The organism is Gabonibacter massiliensis (assembly GCA_001487125.1).
In the GTDB taxonomy this organism is placed as follows: Bacteria; Bacteroidota; Bacteroidia; order Bacteroidales; family Marinifilaceae; genus Gabonibacter; species Gabonibacter massiliensis.
Genome location: LN913012.1, coordinates 22,310 through 38,727 on the forward strand (window position 1 = coordinate 22,310; position 16,418 = coordinate 38,727).

The window sequence follows — 16,418 nt, forward strand, 5'->3', positions numbered from 1 at the left end:
TTGGTTACGGTCATCGTAAATCCAAATCAGTAATCCTTCATTATGCAAATCTTACCGGTTTACAGTATCTGTTGATCAACGGGGTAAAACCGTTCATAATCAAAATGGCGAACGACATCCCTTCCGGATAGGCTCCGAAATTTCGGATGAGAACGGTCAATAATCCGATGCCTGCGCCATAAATAAACATTCCTTTATAGGACATGGGGGAGGTGACGTAATCTGTTGCCATAAAAATGGCTCCTAACATCATACCTCCGGTAAAGAGGTGGAATACCGGACCGGCAAACTGGTCCGGACTTGCTAAATGTAAAATACCCGAAAAAATAATGACGGTAGCAAAGATCGTTACGGGAATATGCCAAGTGATAATTCTGCGAATAAGCATATAGGCGAAGCCTAAAAGCAAGGCAAGTGCAGCTACTTCTCCGAGGCTACCTCCTATGTTTCCTAAAACTAAATCTTCATTTGAAAATCCGGCTGCAGATAAAGCATCGGAGATGGGCTGCCCGGTCTTAAAAGCTCCCTTGGCAATAGCTAACGGAGTTGCACCCGTTAAAGCATCCGTGGTGGAGAATCCGTGAGGAATAGGCCATGTCGTCATTTGAACCGGGAAAGAGATCAACAAAAATACCCGTCCCACGAGGGCGGGATTAAAAATGTTGTTTCCTAAACCACCGAAGCTCATTTTTCCGACTCCGATGGCGACCAAGGCGCCGATGATCACAATCCATACCGGAAGTGATGAAGGCAGGTTGAATGCTAACAAAACACCGGTGATAATAGCCGACCCGTCCCAAATGGTAGGCTGTTGTTTCAATATGTATTTTTGAATTAAATATTCAAAGACGAGGCAGGCTATCACGGAAGCCAGGGTTACGGTGATTGCTCCCAAGCCGAAAAATACGATGGCACAGATAAATGCCGGAATAAGGGCAATGAGTACGCCATACATGTTTTTTTCTATCGAATCCCTACTGTGTATGTGAGGTGAAGGAGATATGATTAAATTACTCATAAGTGAATTTTAATTTAAGATTTATGATTTACGTGATCGAATCATTTGGCCTGTTCTTGCCTTTCCCAGGCGTATAACATCCAAAAGAGGCCTGTTGGCTGGACAGGTAAAACTGCATGAGCCACATTCTATGCAGTCCATGATTTTTTCTGTTTCCAAATCCTCCGTTCTGTTTCGCTCACTTAGGGACATCAATAGATAAGGTTCTAATCCCATCGGACAGACACTAACGCATTTAGCACACCGGATGCAATTACGGGAAGATGTTCGGCTGGCTTCTTTTTGATTCAGCAGTAAGACACCGCTGGAACCTTTAGTGATAGGTAGGTCTGTTGTCGTCAGAGCTTTGCCCATCATAGGACCACCGCCGATAATTTTTCCCGTGTCTTCGGGAAGGCCTCCGGCAGCTTCGATCAATTTCGTGATCGGCGTGCCGATCCGGCATAGATAATTTCCCGGTTCTTTTAAAGACTTTCCGGTTACCGTAACAACTCTTTCAAACAGAGGTTTATGTTTCATTACAGCTTCATATACGGCGTATACAGTTCCCACGTTTTGTACGACAGCCCCGACGGCAATCGGAAGCGCTCCCGAAGGAACATGTTTACCCGTGGTAGCTTGGATCAATTGTTTTTCTCCACCTTGCGGGTATTTTATTTGCAACGGATATACTTCAATCCCTTTTACTTTACGGGCTTCTTGCCGGAGGAGCTGGATAGCGTCCGATTTGTTGTTTTCGACGCCTATGATTGCCTTTTGAACATGAAGGGCTTTCATCAACAATTCTATTCCGACGATCAGTTCGGCTCCGTGTTCCAGCATCAGTCGATGATCGGCTGTCAGGTACGGTTCGCATTCTACACCGTTAATAATTAAAACTTCTGCCGTATTTCCCGGTGGAGGTGATAATTTTACCTGAGTGGGGAATGTTGCTCCTCCCATTCCGACAACACCTGCACTTTGAATGGCCGATATGATCTCTTCTTTGGTAAATTCGTCCGGCCTTTTGTTTACTGCTTCACGTAATATTCCCTCTTCCCATTCGTCGCCTTCGACCTTTATAATAATGGCCGGTTTGGGGTATCCGCTACTATCTATTACCGGTTCTATGTTGGCGACAGTCCCGGAAACGGAACTGTGGATGTTAGCGGAAATAAATCCGGTAGCTTGGGCAATGAGTTGTCCGACTTTCACCTGATCGCCTTTTTTTACGACCGGGGTAGCGGGAGCTCCAATATGTTGTGAAAGCGGGATGATCACTTGTTCGGGGATTGGCAAAGTAATGATTTCCCCTTGTGATGATAATTTATTTTCGGGTGGATGTACACCTCCTAATTTAAATGTCTTCAACACGGTTTTCAATTTTAGGTTTTAGGATTCAGTAGATATATCTAAACTCTACGCTTCTTGATTCGTGGCGGTAGTCTCAGCAGGTTCGGTTATTTTCCGGGGTGGAAAATTCACTTCATGGATGGCCCCCGTGGGACAAACACTAACGCACTTCCGGCATAATTTGCATTTCCGGAAATCGATGTAAGCAAGATTGTTTTCTAACGTGATCGCTTCAAAAGGACACTCTTTCACGCATTTTCCACAACCGATACAAGCAACCGTACAAGCTTTACGGGCTATCCCGCCTTTATCTTTGTTCACGCAACACACGAATACCCTGCGGTCTTTCGGCCCCTTGTTTCGTAATTCAATAATGTTGCGGGGACAAGCTTTCACACAAGCTCCGCAGGCGACACATTTTTCATCTGAGACTACGGGCAATTCGTTGGCATCCATGTGGATGGCATCGAAGGGACAGGCTTTTACGCAATCGCCACATCCTAAACAACCGTACGTGCAATCCGTTTCTCCCCGATAGAGAGAGTGTTCTATGGCACAGGATGAGTAGCCGTCATACCGGCTTGTACGTTTCCGATTTTCACAAGTACCGTTACATCTCACAACGGCAATTTGCGGAGTTTGTGCACTTGCTTCCATGCCTAAGGCTGCGGCTACTTTTGCCATCGTTTCTGTACCCCCTACCGGACAAAAAAGTCCGTCCAAGGAGGTCGCTTTTACGGTCGCCTCGGCAAATCCCCTACATCCCGGTTTGCCACAACCTCCGCAATTTGCTCCCGGTAGTATACTTTCCACGATATCGATTCTGGGGTCCTCTTCGACTTTGAATTTTTGTGCGACCAGATAAAGGATTACAGCTGCTGCAATTCCGATGGCGCATAAAGAGATAATAGTGTAAATAATAGTAGTAGTAATCATAAGATTTTTCGTTTTGTCTCTTCTTTACAGTTATAGCGCTCGTAAAGTTATTAATTTTTTCATGTTTATTCTATTTTAACCTTGAATTTTATCTTTTGGGCAAACCGATTTCTAAAGAAGTATATGATTATAAAATAGATGGTAATTGTTAAAAGTGAATATAAGGCAGCCCAAGTTTCTTCTATCCCGGAGGAGACGAGTAGAGCTAAAATGGCGATCAGAACAACGGAAGGGAGAAAGTAGGCGAATAAAACGGAATATAAAGCGTTTCCGACACTTGCCATAACAATCACTTTATCTCCGACTTCTACGGGAGTATTGGGCTTTTCGGCCGTGATGTTTTTATGAGTCACTTCCGATAGCCCGCAAGCACCTTTGGCATGACAGGCGGCGCAGGCAGATTGACTTTGGATGGAAACCGTAATATGGGAATCGTTGATTGCAATGACGATTCCCTCGTGTGTGATCGTATCGGCCATTTTCTTCTTTTTAAACGCCCTAAAGATAATAATAATTTTAGTTCGGCGATTTAAAATTAAAGGATCGGGGCATTAAGGGAGGGGGAATTTTTTAATTTACAAATTGCCATTAAAAAAGTCAGAATATGTATTCTGACTTTTTAATCTATTTTTTGCGCATGAAAATTTGAATGGGTACTCCTGTAAATTTCCAATGCTCGCGAATTTTATTTTCCAAAAATCTTTTGTACGGGTCTTTCACGTATTGCGGAAGATTGCAGTAGAAAGCAAATGCGGGCGTAGCCGTCGGTAATTGCGTGATGTATTTTATACGAACGTATTTGCCTTTCATGCTCGGTGGAGGAAAGTTCTCAATCTCTTCTAACATCACGTTATTCAATTCCGATGTTTTTATTTTTTGAGAACGGTTTTTATACGTTTCAATTGCTGCCTCCAAAGCCTTTAATAAACGTTGTTTGGTCAATGCCGAGGTGAAAATAATTTGTACGTCATCGAAAGGGGCTATTTTCATTCTTAGCTCTTTTTCGAAGTTGATAAGGGTTTTGTTATCCTTTTCTATAAGGTCCCATTTGTTGACGAGAATGACTACTCCTTTCTGGTTTCGTTCGATCAAATGAAATATATTTAGATCTTGGGATTCCATGCCTCTGGTGGCGTCAATGAGTAGCATACAGATATCCGAATCCTCTATTGCTCTTACGGAACGCATGACGGAATAGAATTCAACATCTTCGTTCACTTTGGTTCTTTTTCGTAATCCGGCCGTATCGATCAATAGAAAATCATGCCCGAAACGATTGTAACGGGTGGCTAACGTATCTCTTGTCGTTCCGGCTACATCGGTTACGATATTGCGTTCTTCGCCTATTAAGGCGTTGATCGTGGAAGATTTTCCCACGTTCGGTCGTCCTACGATCGCAATCTTGGGAAGATGTTCCGTTTCTTCAATGGTATTATTGGAAAAGTGTGAAACCACTTTGTCCAACAAGTCTCCCGTACCTGAACCGCTGGCGGAAGAAATAGGAAATAACTCTTCCCCTATTCCCAGTTTATAGAATTCGTGAGCATCGTATAGGCGTTCTCCGTTATCTACTTTATTGACTACAAGGTAGATGGGTTTGTCCACTTTCCTTAAGAGTTTGGCGAAACTTTGATCCAAGTCGGTAATTCCCAGTTCCACATCACATACGAAAAGAATAACGTCCGCTTCATCTAAAGCCAGCATCACCTGTTTGTTAATCTCTTCTTCAAATATATCGGAACTGTTAGATACATAACCACCGGTATCGATAATGGAAAATTCTTTACCGGTCCAGTCGGATTTCCCGTAATTCCTGTCGCGGGTTACACCGCTCTCTTCATTTACAATGGCTTTTCTTTTTCCAATCAACCGATTGAAAAGAGTTGATTTTCCTACATTCGGTCGTCCTACGATTGCTACTATATTACTCATATATATTAATTGTACGTTTTAAATTGACGGTTGACGATTATGGTTTTCTCTGTTATAATCACTCAATCGTTCCATCGAATTACATTTGTTTTTAGGCTTGTTTGTACCCGAAATTCCTCAAATCTTTTTCTTTGTTTCTCCAATCTTTCAATACTTTTACATAAAGATTGAGGAATACTTTTTTGCCGAAAAAAGCTTCTATATCCAGACGGGCTTCCGTTCCTACTTTTTTTAGAGAGGCTCCCTGATGTCCGATGATTATTCCTTTTTGCGAATCGCGTTCCACGTGAATGACAGCCATGATATGGATTCTTTTCGCTTCTTCTTTAAACTCTTCCACGACGACCTCAACGGAATAAGGAACTTCTTTCTCATAATTTAAAAGGATCTTTTCCCGTATAATCTCCGTCACGAAAAAGCGGGCGGGCATATCGGTTAAATCTTCTTTATCGAAATAAGGCTCTCCGACGGGCAAGAGTTCCAGTATTCGTTTGTATAGATTATCCACATTGAAATTTTCCGTGGCCGAAAGCGGAAATATTTCAGCTTGCGGCAAAATTTGCTTCCATCTGTCGAATAAAACATCTAATTTATCCGCCGTGGTTAGGTCTATTTTATTAATAACCAGCAGAATGGGTGCTTTGCTTTGTTTCACCTTCTCAATAAAGTCCGCATTTTTTTCAAAATCTTCAACAACATCAGTAACATAAAGGATGATGTCTGCATCTATGATCGCCGATTTGGAAAAATCGAGCATGTACTCTTGCATTTTATAGCTGGGTTTGACAACCCCGGGCGTATCGGAAAATACGATTTGATAATCATCTCCGTTTACGATTCCTTTGATCCTATGTCTGGTTGTTTGTGATTTGGAGGTGATAATAGATAATTTTTCTCCGACCAACCGGTTCATTAAGGTTGATTTTCCTACGTTGGGATTACCCAAAATGTTGACGAAACCTGCTCTATGCTCCATTTATTTAATCATTTAATTGGGCACAAAGGTACGATAACTAATTGAAAGTTGGAAATCGGAAGTTGAAATTTCTTTCGGGACAAGAATGAAAACAATTTGTTATCTTTGTCCGGGATAAATGAAATGCAATGATTATAGATAAGCTTTTGAATAGTAGTCGTGTAGAAAATCTGAACCCGTATTTTAAAGCCGTGTTCGATTATATAAAAACACATGATATGACCGTTATGCCGTTGGGCCGTATCGATATAGCAGGAGAGGATGCTTACATAAAAGTGGATGAGGTGGATGGAAAGGAGGAGGAAGAGGCTTTTTTGGAACGTCACGAGTCTTACATCGATATACAACTTCCCTTGTTAGGCGAAGAAATTTATGGGTGGAAAGCTAAAGAAGATCTGCGTGACATAAAAAAGGCTTACGATGTTGAGGGTGATTTTATGTTTTATCAAGATAGACCTTCTTTCTATTTTCCTTTACAAGCCGGGGAGTTTGTAATTTTCTTCCCGGAAGATGCTCATGCCCCTTGTATAGGTAGTGGAAAGATAAAAAAGATAGTGGCTAAAATTAAAACGAAGGTATAATCGGATGATTTAGTGATTATGTGATTGCATTGGATTAATCTACAATCGTCGATCTACGATTTAAAATTGTCAATCTACAATATGAAACGAATATATAAGATTAGCATAGGAATAATAGTTATTTTGACCGTGGTTTATTTTTGTCTGCCCTATTATGCGCAACAGGCTTTGATTCATTGGTTTCCGGATATTGACGACCTGACTTTATTTGAGAAACATACCGTGGTGAAGTCGGATAGTTGTTGGGAGTGGACGACGGCTCATGATTATAACGACTATCAATTGGAGAAAGAGGATGATGTTTATTTGGATGAATATAAAACGGTTTCGTTTCTCGTCATTCAGAACGATAGTATCGTGTATGAGGAGTATAGGGATGGTTGGAACGATACGTTGACGTCTAATATTTTCTCTTCCACTAAAAGTATCGTGGGACTTTTAATCGGGGCTGCTTTGGACGAAGGAAAGATAGGAAGCCTGGATGATCCGGTTGCGAAATATATACCTGAATTCGGTAAGGATAAAAGGGAGAAAATTACAATTCGTAATTTATTGACCATGAGTGGAGGATTGAGTTGGGATGAATCGTATAGTTCCCTTTTTTCCGTTACGACTCACGGGTATTACGGAGACGATTTATATAAACTGGTCACCTGTTTGGAAGCGGTCGATGAACCTGGAAAGCAGTTTTCTTATCGTAGTGGCGATACCCAGATATTGGCTTTTGTCGTAGAAAAAGCAACGGGAAAGACCATTAGTGCATACGCGGAAGAAAAACTATGGAAACCGATGCAGGCTTGTAGAGACGCTTATTGGTTGTTGGATAAGAAGGGGGGGGATGAGAAGGCGTTTTGTTGTTTCCACGCTACAGCCCGGGAGATGGCTCGTTTTGCCCGCCTGATGATGCATAATGGAAATTGGAATGGGAAGCAATTGATTTCCGAGGCCTATATGCGGGAGGCAATTACTCCGGCTTCTTATTTGAAAGATGAATGGGGGAAAGATTCATTGGATTATTACGGTTTTCAGATTTGGATTATGAACTATAAGGGAATGCGTAACCCTTATTTCAGAGGAATGTTGGGTCAATATGTAATTGCCATTCCTGAAAAGAATGCCATTGTCGTTCGATTAGGGCATAAGAAGGATGAGCAACGCATAAGAGAGACGACGAAGGACGTTTACCGGTATATGGATATAGCTACGAAGATTTTGGATCGTCGGAAATAAAATATATGGGAGTGCGATTAGAATGAAACGGATGATCTTTTCGATCATCCGTTTTTATATTAGTTGCATTTACCGCAGCATTGTGATTCTTCCCCGCGTATCTCGGGTGTACCCTCTCTATTATTATTGCGCCTGTCCATCATCTCTTTGCGACGCTTCTCCATTTTTTCCAGGTTGGTTATATAAGTTTTATATTGCTCTTCGGTCAATATCTTTTTCAGGGATGCATTTTGTTCTTTTTCCACTTTTTGGTGGTAGAACATTAAAGAATCCTGGTTGTTCCGATATTTTTGGAAGATTTCACCTCTTTTTTTGAAATTGGCGGTTAATAATTCTGAAACTTGTTTTTCTTGTTTTTCATCTAATTTAAGTTCGCTTTTCAATTGAGCGACCATTCTTTGAATCATCTGTTCGGGATTCATCCTTTCTCTCGGGCCGCGTTGGTGTTGTCCGTGATGCTCTTCATGATGGTTTTGTGCTTCGATACTGAAACTAAAAAACATCAAAAGGGCGGAAATAACAAATGTTACTGTTTTCATACTTGTTCCGTTTTAAGTTAAACATTTATGTTTACTGAATATAAGACAATATTAAATGTAAAAAGTTTATTCTCGTATTTAGATACGTGATAATTTCCAACAAGCTATGATTACCGTGTTGTTACGAATATATACGGAAAAAGCAGGAACAGGTTGGTTCTTAGGTAAAATTAGACAGAAAAAAAGCCGTGGTAAAGATCCGTTTAATGTTTGAGCGTAATCTTTTTTCCTTTTGATTCGTTGTGGAAACGATCAACGGAAGTGATGACAAAACGGTATTTCATATCTTTCGCATTCATCGGTAGATAGCATTCGGTATAACGGGTGAAGGCCATGATCTTCGACGGATCGTCCAAATCTATTTTTTCTCCTCGTTTGAAGCGGTAGATCACGAAATATTGGGCATCTTGCGGATTCTCCCGTTCTCCTTTTACTTTCCATCTTAGCGTATAACCTTGTGCGTTTTTTTCAGCTTTCAGATTGCCTATTTTTTTAGGGCGATGATTGTACATATGCGTGTAGGCCGGGATAAGAGCCGGATAATGGTGATAATTTTGTTGCAAGCTATCGGCAATTCCGTTATTGTTCCATAGTATTTCGTTAGCTGGCCAGAAACAATGCCCTTTGACATGGGGTAGGGAGTGTTCGATTTCCATTTTGCGGGTTAGATCTCCGGCTTTCATAGAACGAGCCACGTCCTGACCGATATAGAGATGAACGTTGTGTGCATGCTTATCCCACCAGCGAGCTAACGTAATGTAATCGGCTGCCGGATGTCCTATTTCCCAATAGATTTGAGGAATATTGTAATCGATCCACTTCTTTTTAACCCAAAGGGTGATGTCAGCGTACAGGTTATCGTAGTTTTGCAGGCCATTTGTATTGCTTCCGCTACCGTCCGGCGTATTTTTTTTATTTCTGTAAATACCAAAAGGACTGATACCGAAACGTACCCAAGGTTTCGTAGAAGCGATGGTGTGTTTTAATGCTTGTATGAGCCTGTTTACGTTTTCCCTCCTCCAGTCATCTTTATTCTCCGGTGCATATCCTTTAGGAATTCCATAAGTTTGGAAACTGTTTTCATCTGGGAAAGGCAGACCGTTTACCGGATAGGGATAGAAATAATCATCCATATGAATGGCATCTATATCGTAGCGTTGTACGATGTCTTTTACTACCTCGCAGATGAATTTCCGGCACGCCGGTATGCCCGGATCGAAGAGAGTCTGTTTATTGTAGGTTACAAACCATTCCGGGTGTTGATGGTAGACGTGAGATTCCGCGAAAGTCGTGTTTCCCGATGTACTGGCCCGGAAAGGGTTTAACCAGGCATGGAATTCCATATTTCTTTTGTGACACTCTTTGATAAGAAAAGCTGTGGGGTCGAAAAAGGGCTCGGGTGCTTTACCTTGTACTCCTGTACAAAAACGACTCCATGGTTCCAACTCGGAAGGATACCAGGCATCTGCTTCCGGCCTTATTTGAAAAATGATAGCATTGAAACCGCATTTTTGAAGGAGATTGAGCTTCCGAATAAAGTCAGCTTTCATTTCATCGATACTCATTCGACTGTATTCGCTTTGGTGTACGGTTTGTATCCAGGCTCCCCGGAATTCTCGTTTGACTTGTGCGGAAACTCCCACGCAAATAGAAACGAGTGCGGTAAAAATCAGCAGACGAACGTATTTCATATAAGCGGTTTTTAGTATCAGATTTATCGCGAATATAGAGAATAATCACGACGATGCAAATCATCCCGAAAAAAGGAGAGAGGGAAAGAGCGCCCTCTGGCTGCTCTTTCCCTGAAATTCAAAGGTGTGTGTTGGTGTACGAGCAAGAATTGCTCATTACTGGTGTGAAACACCAGTTAAAAAAGAAGATTCTTGTATATTTTTTGCTAATTGTTTCATTTTAAACTTTATCTCCTTTGTTGCCGTGGAGTTTATTTTTACGTCCGCATTGATGACTTGCTGAGCTGTTTGGAATGCTTTTTCCGGCAACTCCATTTCCTGGTATAAATGGGCCAATAGAAAGAGCGGATACAACCTGTTTGGGACCAAATAGTGTGCCTTAAGAAAGTAGTATTCCGCCCGATGAAATTGTTTTTTGGCCTGGTAGTTTTTACCAATCAGGTTATAAATCATAGGATCGGCCATCCCTCGCGCAGCTTCCGATAAAATTCGGTTACCTTTATCCAAATGTCCTGTCTTTGATAACGCATCCCCGTATTCAAATAAAAAGTCGGGATAAACCTTTAAAATCGGATAGAGAGCCTCGTAAGATTCTGCTGCCGTGGCAAAAATTTTCATGTCGTAATATTTTTGAGCTTGCGCCCATTGGGCATAAGCCTGACGCGTCTGATACTTCGGATAGATAATTCCGATATTTACTCCTAAAAATAGAAGATAGATAAAGACGGGATGGAGCTTTCTGCGGGATGAAACCTGAACCTGTGACGTGTTACAGAGAGCGAGAAGGAGAGTAAAAAGTATTGCAAGTGCCAATGTGCTTAACGGATAAGAAAAAAACGACACAAAACCAAAGGCTGTAAAAGCAGCGATCGGGGCTACCGTATGCGGATTGTGCCGGATGTTACGCAGTCCGTACCATAACGTGGAACAGAGCAAAATTAAAAAGAGAACAATACCTATGATACCTCCTTCTACGGCAATCTGTAAAAATTCGTTAAACCCATATTCAGGAATGTCTGCAAGCCATTTTTCCCTTGGAGAGGAATTTCCCTGCATGAAATAATTTGCCTGAGCTTCCCCGTATGCGGCAGGAAAGTTTCCAATGCCGACACCGGTTAACGGGTGCTCTTTTAATGAAGAGAGTGATATCTTCCACACCAGTAACCGACCGTCGGCGGAATCTTTTTTTAACCTGTAGATTCCATAACAGGCAATAGAAAGCATCAGGATGAAACTTATGAATACGATTAGATAACCTTTGGGATGTTGTTTATGTAACTTTTGTAGTTTTTCTTTTATTTTGAAAAGGTAAAAGAGGACGATACATGAACCTGCCATGCCGGCAAGCCATGCGCTCCGGGCCATTGTGGCAGGGAGAATAGTTATGGTTCCGATAAGCGTGGAACCCGATAGGAAAAGTAAAAGAACAATGGTTGCTATTTCATTGTCCGCCTCCGTCTTTCCTTTTCTGCCTTTTTGTCGAACGATGGCTCCCAATTTTTGGATTAATTGAATTGTCCAATACAGGCTGAACGGCATGATAATAGCCAGAAAAGCCGCGTATGGCCCCGGATTATCGAAGGATCCGGTAAGGCCGAACCGAGAATTCTGACTGGGTAGGTAAGCGTATAATTGACAATATCCCCAAATGACCTCGATAAAAGCCAAAGCGATTAACGTAAAATGAAAGGTTATGTCGGTCGTTTTATTTAATTGGAAAAGAGCAAGAAAATAAAAGTAAGAAGTGATTACTAACAGGAGGGTTCCTGTTTTCATCACTTCGTGTGTGTTGGTTGAAAGATATATGCCTGTAATCACTACAGTCATCACAATCATATTTAAGTTGGTGATATGATTCCATGCAAAATAGAAAGATTTACGTAACGTGAGCATACAAGCGATTATTCCTGTGACCGGCAAAAAGGTGAAAAACCAGAATTGCTTGGCCACGGAAACACCATGAATGATTTTGGTATCAATGATCAGCACGGTAGCTGTCAATAGAAAGAAAATCATAAAAATGGCATATGTACTCCACTTATGAATCACTTTTATCATAAATTTCCATTTGTTTCTTATATAGTTTCCATAAAGACTTATTCTTTACCGGATTACCTACCAATATAACCTTACCTTCATTGTCCAATAAAAAAGATTGAAATTCAGGTTGTGCCGGTAAATTTTTGTTCGCTTTGGCAAATGAATTGTCATAATCGTAAAACAACGGGTAATTGAATTTATTCTTAACCGCAAAGGCAGAGATCTCATCGAAATTGGATGAATGGATCACAAATATAAAGTTGATCTCTTTGCTGTATTGTTTTACCTCTTCTATGAGCAAACGCCAGTCATACAGTCGCATATTGCATTCCGTACATCCGGTCGTATCAACAAAAGTAAGAACGTTATAGTCTTTATCTAATATTTCGCTCGCGGAGATCGTGGTATCTCTTCCTGCCACCTTAGGTTTCAGGGAAGAGGGAATGACGACGGTTTTCCCGTACCATTCCTGTACCACTTTCTTGTTCTGATCCTCTTTCGAATAACAACCGGAGAGGATCAGTGCGATTGAAATCAGTATAAACGATCTATTCCAATGCATACTTTACGAGTAAAGATTGGGGCGTATTGGTTAAACCGTATATGGCATGTTCCTCTTTATTGTAAGAGATACTGGTGAAGGGTACGGATAACTGATAGGTTTTCACGTGGTTCCCTTCCCAATCGAACACGATAATTTTTTCTCCGTAACCCACCAGGTTTTTAAAGTTACGATAACTTCTCCCGGAATATAAAGCGTATATGTAGTCATCCGAAACCTCTATATCACAAAATCCGAACAAATTGTCGATAGAGTACACGACAGGTTTGGTTTTTGCTAATGAGGTAGAGGCTTTGGGTGCATATAAATTCTGTTCGGAAATCCGGGTAATAGTCGAATTATCATGGATCGCACCGATATCAATGATGCCGCTTTGCATGTTCGCACACACGAATCTGGAACCGTCTGGTTTTAATTTGGTTACATTGCTGGCATATAACATACTTTTTAAAGAGTCGCTCATGTTTTCCTTGCCCGGTGTTTCCGGATAGCTTAAAAAGTAGCCGGAATGATTATCGAGGGTGAGGCAATAACGCCCTTCTAAAAATGTACCCGTGGATAACATAAGCGAACCTTTTTTGGCGACGCTCAAGTGTTTCGGAGTAGGAGAAAGCAATGTAAAGGTCGGGCCGAACCCGGGCTCATTCCGCTGGTTGATATCCAGTTCCACTAATTTGTCGTTTCCAAAATCATAAGCCGTTAAGATCCCGTCGGGAGCCATGTTCATGGTTAGGAAATAGAGTCCTTCCGCGGTTCCAGTGCCCGTCGGTAAAAAGGAGAATAACTTTGTTCCGTCTAATTTATAGATGGATAATTTATTCACTCCGTTTTGATTTAACACGATAAGCAAGGAGTCTTTTCGAATTACCTTGGTGGGGTTGAAGATCCCGATGGATTCCAAATCAATTATCCCCGTTGCTTTTTGCATGGAGACGTTTCCTTCTTCACTAAACAGAGGATTCTCCTTTTTTATTTCACGAATCTCGTTTGCACATCCCCAAACAAGAATCATCACCGATATGATATAACTAATCTTTTTCAAAATTCGATAATTAAATAATGAAACTGAATTAAGGTTCAGCCGCTAACCCCGGATAATAAACAACATTTCCTTTTCCGTCTGTAGTTAAGCATAATGTACCTACAGCTTTACAATGGCCAGTATTACCTCCTTCTCCGCTACCTAAAGCTTCAATGTTTTCCAGACATATATCTATTGATGCGTTGTCTTTTGATACAGACAGGTTAACGGAGATAAGTCCAATAAGTACTAAAATGACGGTAAAAATGAGAATTCTAATTTTCATAACTTTTTTTTTAATTTGATGAGACAAAATTAGGAGACTTAAATGAATAAAATGTTCCATATTTGTACCGATTTTGTGTTCTATATGTAGCTTTTCTTTTTAATGAAATATAGTAGGGGCAGGAAAATAAATTGTTACTTTTGATGTGGCTAAAAATAAATAATATTTTATGAACAAGCGTATTGAAATTACGTGGACGATTTCGATAATCGCAATGGTGTGTATTGTTGTTTTTCAGGTATTCTGGCTATATAACCTCTTTCAGTTTCAAAGGTCGGAATACGAGAGAGATGTAAATAAAATTTTGACAGAAGCTGTAGAACAGGGTAGTAATTTATTTGTAAATGATCAGATATTGTCTTCAAAATTGTCAGCGATTAGCGTTTCTCATGATAGAAAAGAAGTATGGATGGTTAGAGATGGAATGAGAGATACCATAAAATATAGTGTGGATGGCGATTATAATTATGTAACTTTAATCAACAGATGTTGTTATGATATCGTTAGCGTAAATTCTGCTGAAAATATAAGACGTTTGGATAGCATATGCACGGGGAATCTTCGGGAAAAGGGTATAGATGAGAAATATATTTTGGAGTTGATTGATATGGATGGGGGAGTGGTGTTGGAGACAACTGAAAATGAACATTCCCGTGTAAATAAGTATATCGAATCTTCAATATTGACATTGGGGCTAACCTGTAACCACGGATTGATCGCTTATTTTGATATTCCTTATAAATATTTCTTTGTCCAGATGGGCGGGGTTTTGTTTGCTTCTATTGTCATCATGCTGATTTTGACTTGGTGTTTTGTCTACCAGATCAGAACGATACTGATGCAGAAACAATTGAGCGAGATGCGTGAAGATTTTGTTTATAGTATGGTACATGAAATTAAAGGGCCGTTGGCGTTTGTGCTAAACGCGTTGAAAATGTTTCATATGTGGAATGTTGACGGTTTGTCGGATAATCAAAAGAAATTATTGGACGGTATTGGCATAAAGGTCAAATCATTATCCAACTTATCCGAGAAAATGTTGGTTTCCGGTAAGAACGGGAAGAGTTTGATGCTGATACCGGAGGAGTTGAACTTAAAAAACGAATTGGAGCAGATCGTGTATGAATATTCCATGGATCACCGTTCTCCGGATATTCATTTGGATTATGCTTGTGAGCGGGAAATAATCCGGGCAGACCGGGTACATTTTCCCAATGTAATTCGTAATCTGGTAGACAATGCCATAAAATATTCGTCGGACAAACCTGATATTACTATTCGTTGCAGATTGGTGAACGGAACTTTTGAGATTTCAGTTGCGGACAAGGGACGAGGTATTCCCAAAGAGTATTTGAATAAGATTTTCGAATCTTTCTATCGTATTCCTAATCCGAAAGGAAATGAGGTTCATGGTTTCGGCGTCGGGCTGAGTTACGTGAAGCAAGTGGTAAAATCTCACGGAGGTAAGGTGCTTGTTGAAAGTGAAGTCGGAAAAGGAAGTACGTTTACTATTGTTATGCCTGATATAGGGAAATAAATATAGTGTTGGTTAATTGATAAAAAAATGGTTAAGGTTTTATACGCGGAAGATGACGCTTTGTATGCGGACATGTGTCGGAATTATTTAAAAAATCTGGGATATGACGTGTATTACGCGAGTACAGGAACGGAGGCTTGGCGCCTATACCAGGAGGTGGGGCCGGATATCGTATTGTTGGATGTGATGATGCCGGAAATGAGCGGTTATGAGGTTGCTAAGTTGATACGGAAAAAGGATGAGCAAGTACCTATTTTGTTTGTGAGTTCTTTAACTTCTTCCCGGTCCGTTGTGGAGGGGTTGCAGTTGGGTGCGAACGATTACATTCGGAAAGAGTATTTGATAGATGAGGTAGGAGCCCGTATGCAGTCCATATTGCGCATATCCGGATTGAATCGTAAAAAAGAGGATTCTCTTATTTATATCAGTGAATACACCAAGCTCAATTATGTCGAGAGTGAACTGATTGTAAAAGGAGAAGTGATTCATCTAACTCCTTTGGAGTTGCGTTTGATTCGTTTCTTGGAAAAGCATGCGAATGAGGTCGTAAAGAAACAGGATGTGATGGAAGCCTGTTGGGGAAATGATTTTGTCGCAACGTCCCGTTATTTGGATAAGTTTATTTCGAGGATACGAAAACTTTTGGTTAATGATCCGACGCTGAAAATATCGACTACCTGGAGGGTGGGATATTGTTTGGTTAAGAAAGGAGAAGCCAACGGTTAGTTTCTGGCTTA

At 40.8% G+C, this 16,418-nt stretch carries 16 protein-coding genes; 4 read left to right on the forward strand and 12 right to left on the reverse strand.

What is annotated here, in order from left to right; genetic code table 11:
* Window positions 1-40: 40 nt before the first annotated feature.
* The 6 genes from BN3283_RS02455 to era all read right to left on the reverse strand — a co-directional run bounded on the left by BN3283_RS02455 (window position 41) and on the right by era (window position 6,194).
* Entirely contained in the window at window positions 41-1,018 is a 978-nt protein-coding gene (locus BN3283_RS02455; RefSeq protein WP_059025534.1) for an RnfABCDGE type electron transport complex subunit D, read from the reverse strand.
* Window positions 1,019-1,039: 21 nt separating this feature from the next.
* Window positions 1,040-2,371, reverse strand: coding sequence for an electron transport complex subunit RsxC (gene rsxC, locus BN3283_RS02460; protein WP_041502539.1), 1,332 nt, complete (start codon window positions 2,369-2,371; stop codon window positions 1,040-1,042).
* Between the two features lie 45 nt (window positions 2,372-2,416).
* A complete protein-coding gene (locus BN3283_RS02465; protein WP_041502540.1) occupies window positions 2,417-3,286 on the reverse strand; it encodes a Fe-S cluster domain-containing protein in 870 nt (289 codons plus the stop codon).
* A gap of 65 nt (window positions 3,287-3,351) precedes the next feature.
* Entirely contained in the window at window positions 3,352-3,765 is a 414-nt protein-coding gene (locus BN3283_RS02470; protein ID WP_041505580.1) for a SoxR reducing system RseC family protein, read from the reverse strand.
* A 145-nt stretch (window positions 3,766-3,910) separates the two neighbouring features.
* Entirely contained in the window at window positions 3,911-5,218 is a 1,308-nt protein-coding gene (der, locus tag BN3283_RS02475; protein ID WP_059025535.1) for a ribosome biogenesis GTPase Der, read from the reverse strand.
* Window positions 5,219-5,309: 91 nt separating this feature from the next.
* Complete coding sequence (era, locus tag BN3283_RS02480; RefSeq protein ID WP_059025536.1) at window positions 5,310-6,194, reverse strand: GTPase Era; 885 nt, start codon at window positions 6,192-6,194, stop codon at window positions 5,310-5,312.
* Between the two features lie 128 nt (window positions 6,195-6,322).
* Between era and BN3283_RS02485 the strand changes: the two genes are divergently transcribed.
* Window positions 6,323-6,775, forward strand: a complete 453-nt coding sequence (locus BN3283_RS02485) for a NanQ anomerase/TabA/YiaL family protein (RefSeq protein ID WP_041502544.1) — start codon at window positions 6,323-6,325, stop codon at window positions 6,773-6,775.
* Between the two features lie 81 nt (window positions 6,776-6,856).
* Entirely contained in the window at window positions 6,857-8,005 is a 1,149-nt protein-coding gene (locus BN3283_RS02490) for a serine hydrolase domain-containing protein (RefSeq protein ID WP_059025537.1), read from the forward strand.
* 59 nt (window positions 8,006-8,064) lie between these two features.
* Here BN3283_RS02490 and BN3283_RS02495 read toward each other — a convergent pair whose 3' ends face one another.
* The 6 genes from BN3283_RS02495 to BN3283_RS02520 all read right to left on the reverse strand — a co-directional run bounded on the left by BN3283_RS02495 (window position 8,065) and on the right by BN3283_RS02520 (window position 14,204).
* Window positions 8,065-8,544: a DUF4890 domain-containing protein gene (locus tag BN3283_RS02495; protein WP_059025538.1), complete on the reverse strand. Its 480-nt coding sequence runs from the start codon at window positions 8,542-8,544 to the stop codon at window positions 8,065-8,067.
* A gap of 203 nt (window positions 8,545-8,747) precedes the next feature.
* Entirely contained in the window at window positions 8,748-10,235 is a 1,488-nt protein-coding gene (locus tag BN3283_RS02500; RefSeq protein ID WP_082667050.1) for a glycoside hydrolase family 10-like protein, read from the reverse strand.
* Between the two features lie 156 nt (window positions 10,236-10,391).
* Complete coding sequence (locus BN3283_RS02505; RefSeq protein ID WP_059025539.1) at window positions 10,392-12,293, reverse strand: O-antigen ligase family protein; 1,902 nt, start codon at window positions 12,291-12,293, stop codon at window positions 10,392-10,394.
* Window positions 12,274-12,837 carry a peroxiredoxin family protein gene (locus BN3283_RS02510; protein WP_041502549.1) on the reverse strand — a complete coding sequence of 188 codons (564 nt, stop codon included), beginning with the start codon at window positions 12,835-12,837 and terminating at the stop codon, window positions 12,274-12,276. The genes BN3283_RS02505 and BN3283_RS02510 overlap by 20 nt, the downstream gene beginning before the upstream one ends.
* Window positions 12,824-13,879: a BF3164 family lipoprotein gene (locus tag BN3283_RS02515; protein ID WP_147625528.1), complete on the reverse strand. Its 1,056-nt coding sequence runs from the start codon at window positions 13,877-13,879 to the stop codon at window positions 12,824-12,826. Before BN3283_RS02515 ends, BN3283_RS02510 begins: the two co-directional genes overlap by 14 nt.
* A 28-nt stretch (window positions 13,880-13,907) precedes the next feature.
* The gene (locus BN3283_RS02520) at window positions 13,908-14,204 is read right to left on the reverse strand and encodes an NVEALA domain-containing protein (protein ID WP_059025541.1); all 297 of its coding nucleotides are present in this window, start codon (window positions 14,202-14,204) and stop codon (window positions 13,908-13,910) included.
* Window positions 14,205-14,313: 109 nt separating this feature from the next.
* On the opposite strand from BN3283_RS02520, the gene BN3283_RS02525 reads away from it, so the two are divergent.
* Entirely contained in the window at window positions 14,314-15,681 is a 1,368-nt protein-coding gene (locus BN3283_RS02525; RefSeq protein WP_059025542.1) for a sensor histidine kinase, read from the forward strand.
* A 27-nt stretch (window positions 15,682-15,708) separates the two neighbouring features.
* Complete coding sequence (locus tag BN3283_RS02530) at window positions 15,709-16,407, forward strand: response regulator transcription factor (protein ID WP_041502552.1); 699 nt, start codon at window positions 15,709-15,711, stop codon at window positions 16,405-16,407.
* Window positions 16,408-16,418 lie beyond the last annotated feature (11 nt).

Excerpts from the sequence above, each read along its gene's own strand:
- BN3283_RS02455 (WP_059025534.1), bottom strand. The coding sequence starts at position 1,018 with ATGAGTAATTTAATCATATCTCCTTCACCTCACATACACAGTAGGGAT.
- BN3283_RS02465 (WP_041502540.1), bottom strand. The coding sequence starts at position 3,286 with ATGATTACTACTACTATTATTTACACTATTATCTCTTTATGCGCCATC.
- BN3283_RS02470 (WP_041505580.1), bottom strand. The coding sequence starts at position 3,765 with ATGGCCGATACGATCACACACGAGGGAATCGTCATTGCAATCAACGAT.
- der (WP_059025535.1), bottom strand. The coding sequence starts at position 5,218 with ATGAGTAATATAGTAGCAATCGTAGGACGACCGAATGTAGGAAAATCA.
- era (WP_059025536.1), bottom strand. The coding sequence starts at position 6,194 with ATGGAGCATAGAGCAGGTTTCGTCAACATTTTGGGTAATCCCAACGTA.
- BN3283_RS02485 (WP_041502544.1), top strand. The coding sequence starts at position 6,323 with ATGATTATAGATAAGCTTTTGAATAGTAGTCGTGTAGAAAATCTGAAC.
- BN3283_RS02490 (WP_059025537.1), top strand. The coding sequence starts at position 6,857 with ATGAAACGAATATATAAGATTAGCATAGGAATAATAGTTATTTTGACC.
- BN3283_RS02495 (WP_059025538.1), bottom strand. The coding sequence starts at position 8,544 with ATGAAAACAGTAACATTTGTTATTTCCGCCCTTTTGATGTTTTTTAGT.
- BN3283_RS02500 (WP_082667050.1), bottom strand. The coding sequence starts at position 10,235 with ATGAAATACGTTCGTCTGCTGATTTTTACCGCACTCGTTTCTATTTGC.
- BN3283_RS02505 (WP_059025539.1), bottom strand. The coding sequence starts at position 12,293 with ATGATAAAAGTGATTCATAAGTGGAGTACATATGCCATTTTTATGATT.
- BN3283_RS02510 (WP_041502549.1), bottom strand. The coding sequence starts at position 12,837 with ATGCATTGGAATAGATCGTTTATACTGATTTCAATCGCACTGATCCTC.
- BN3283_RS02520 (WP_059025541.1), bottom strand. The coding sequence starts at position 14,204 with ATGGAACATTTTATTCATTTAAGTCTCCTAATTTTGTCTCATCAAATT.
- BN3283_RS02525 (WP_059025542.1), top strand. The coding sequence starts at position 14,314 with ATGAACAAGCGTATTGAAATTACGTGGACGATTTCGATAATCGCAATG.
- BN3283_RS02530 (WP_041502552.1), top strand. The coding sequence starts at position 15,709 with ATGGTTAAGGTTTTATACGCGGAAGATGACGCTTTGTATGCGGACATG.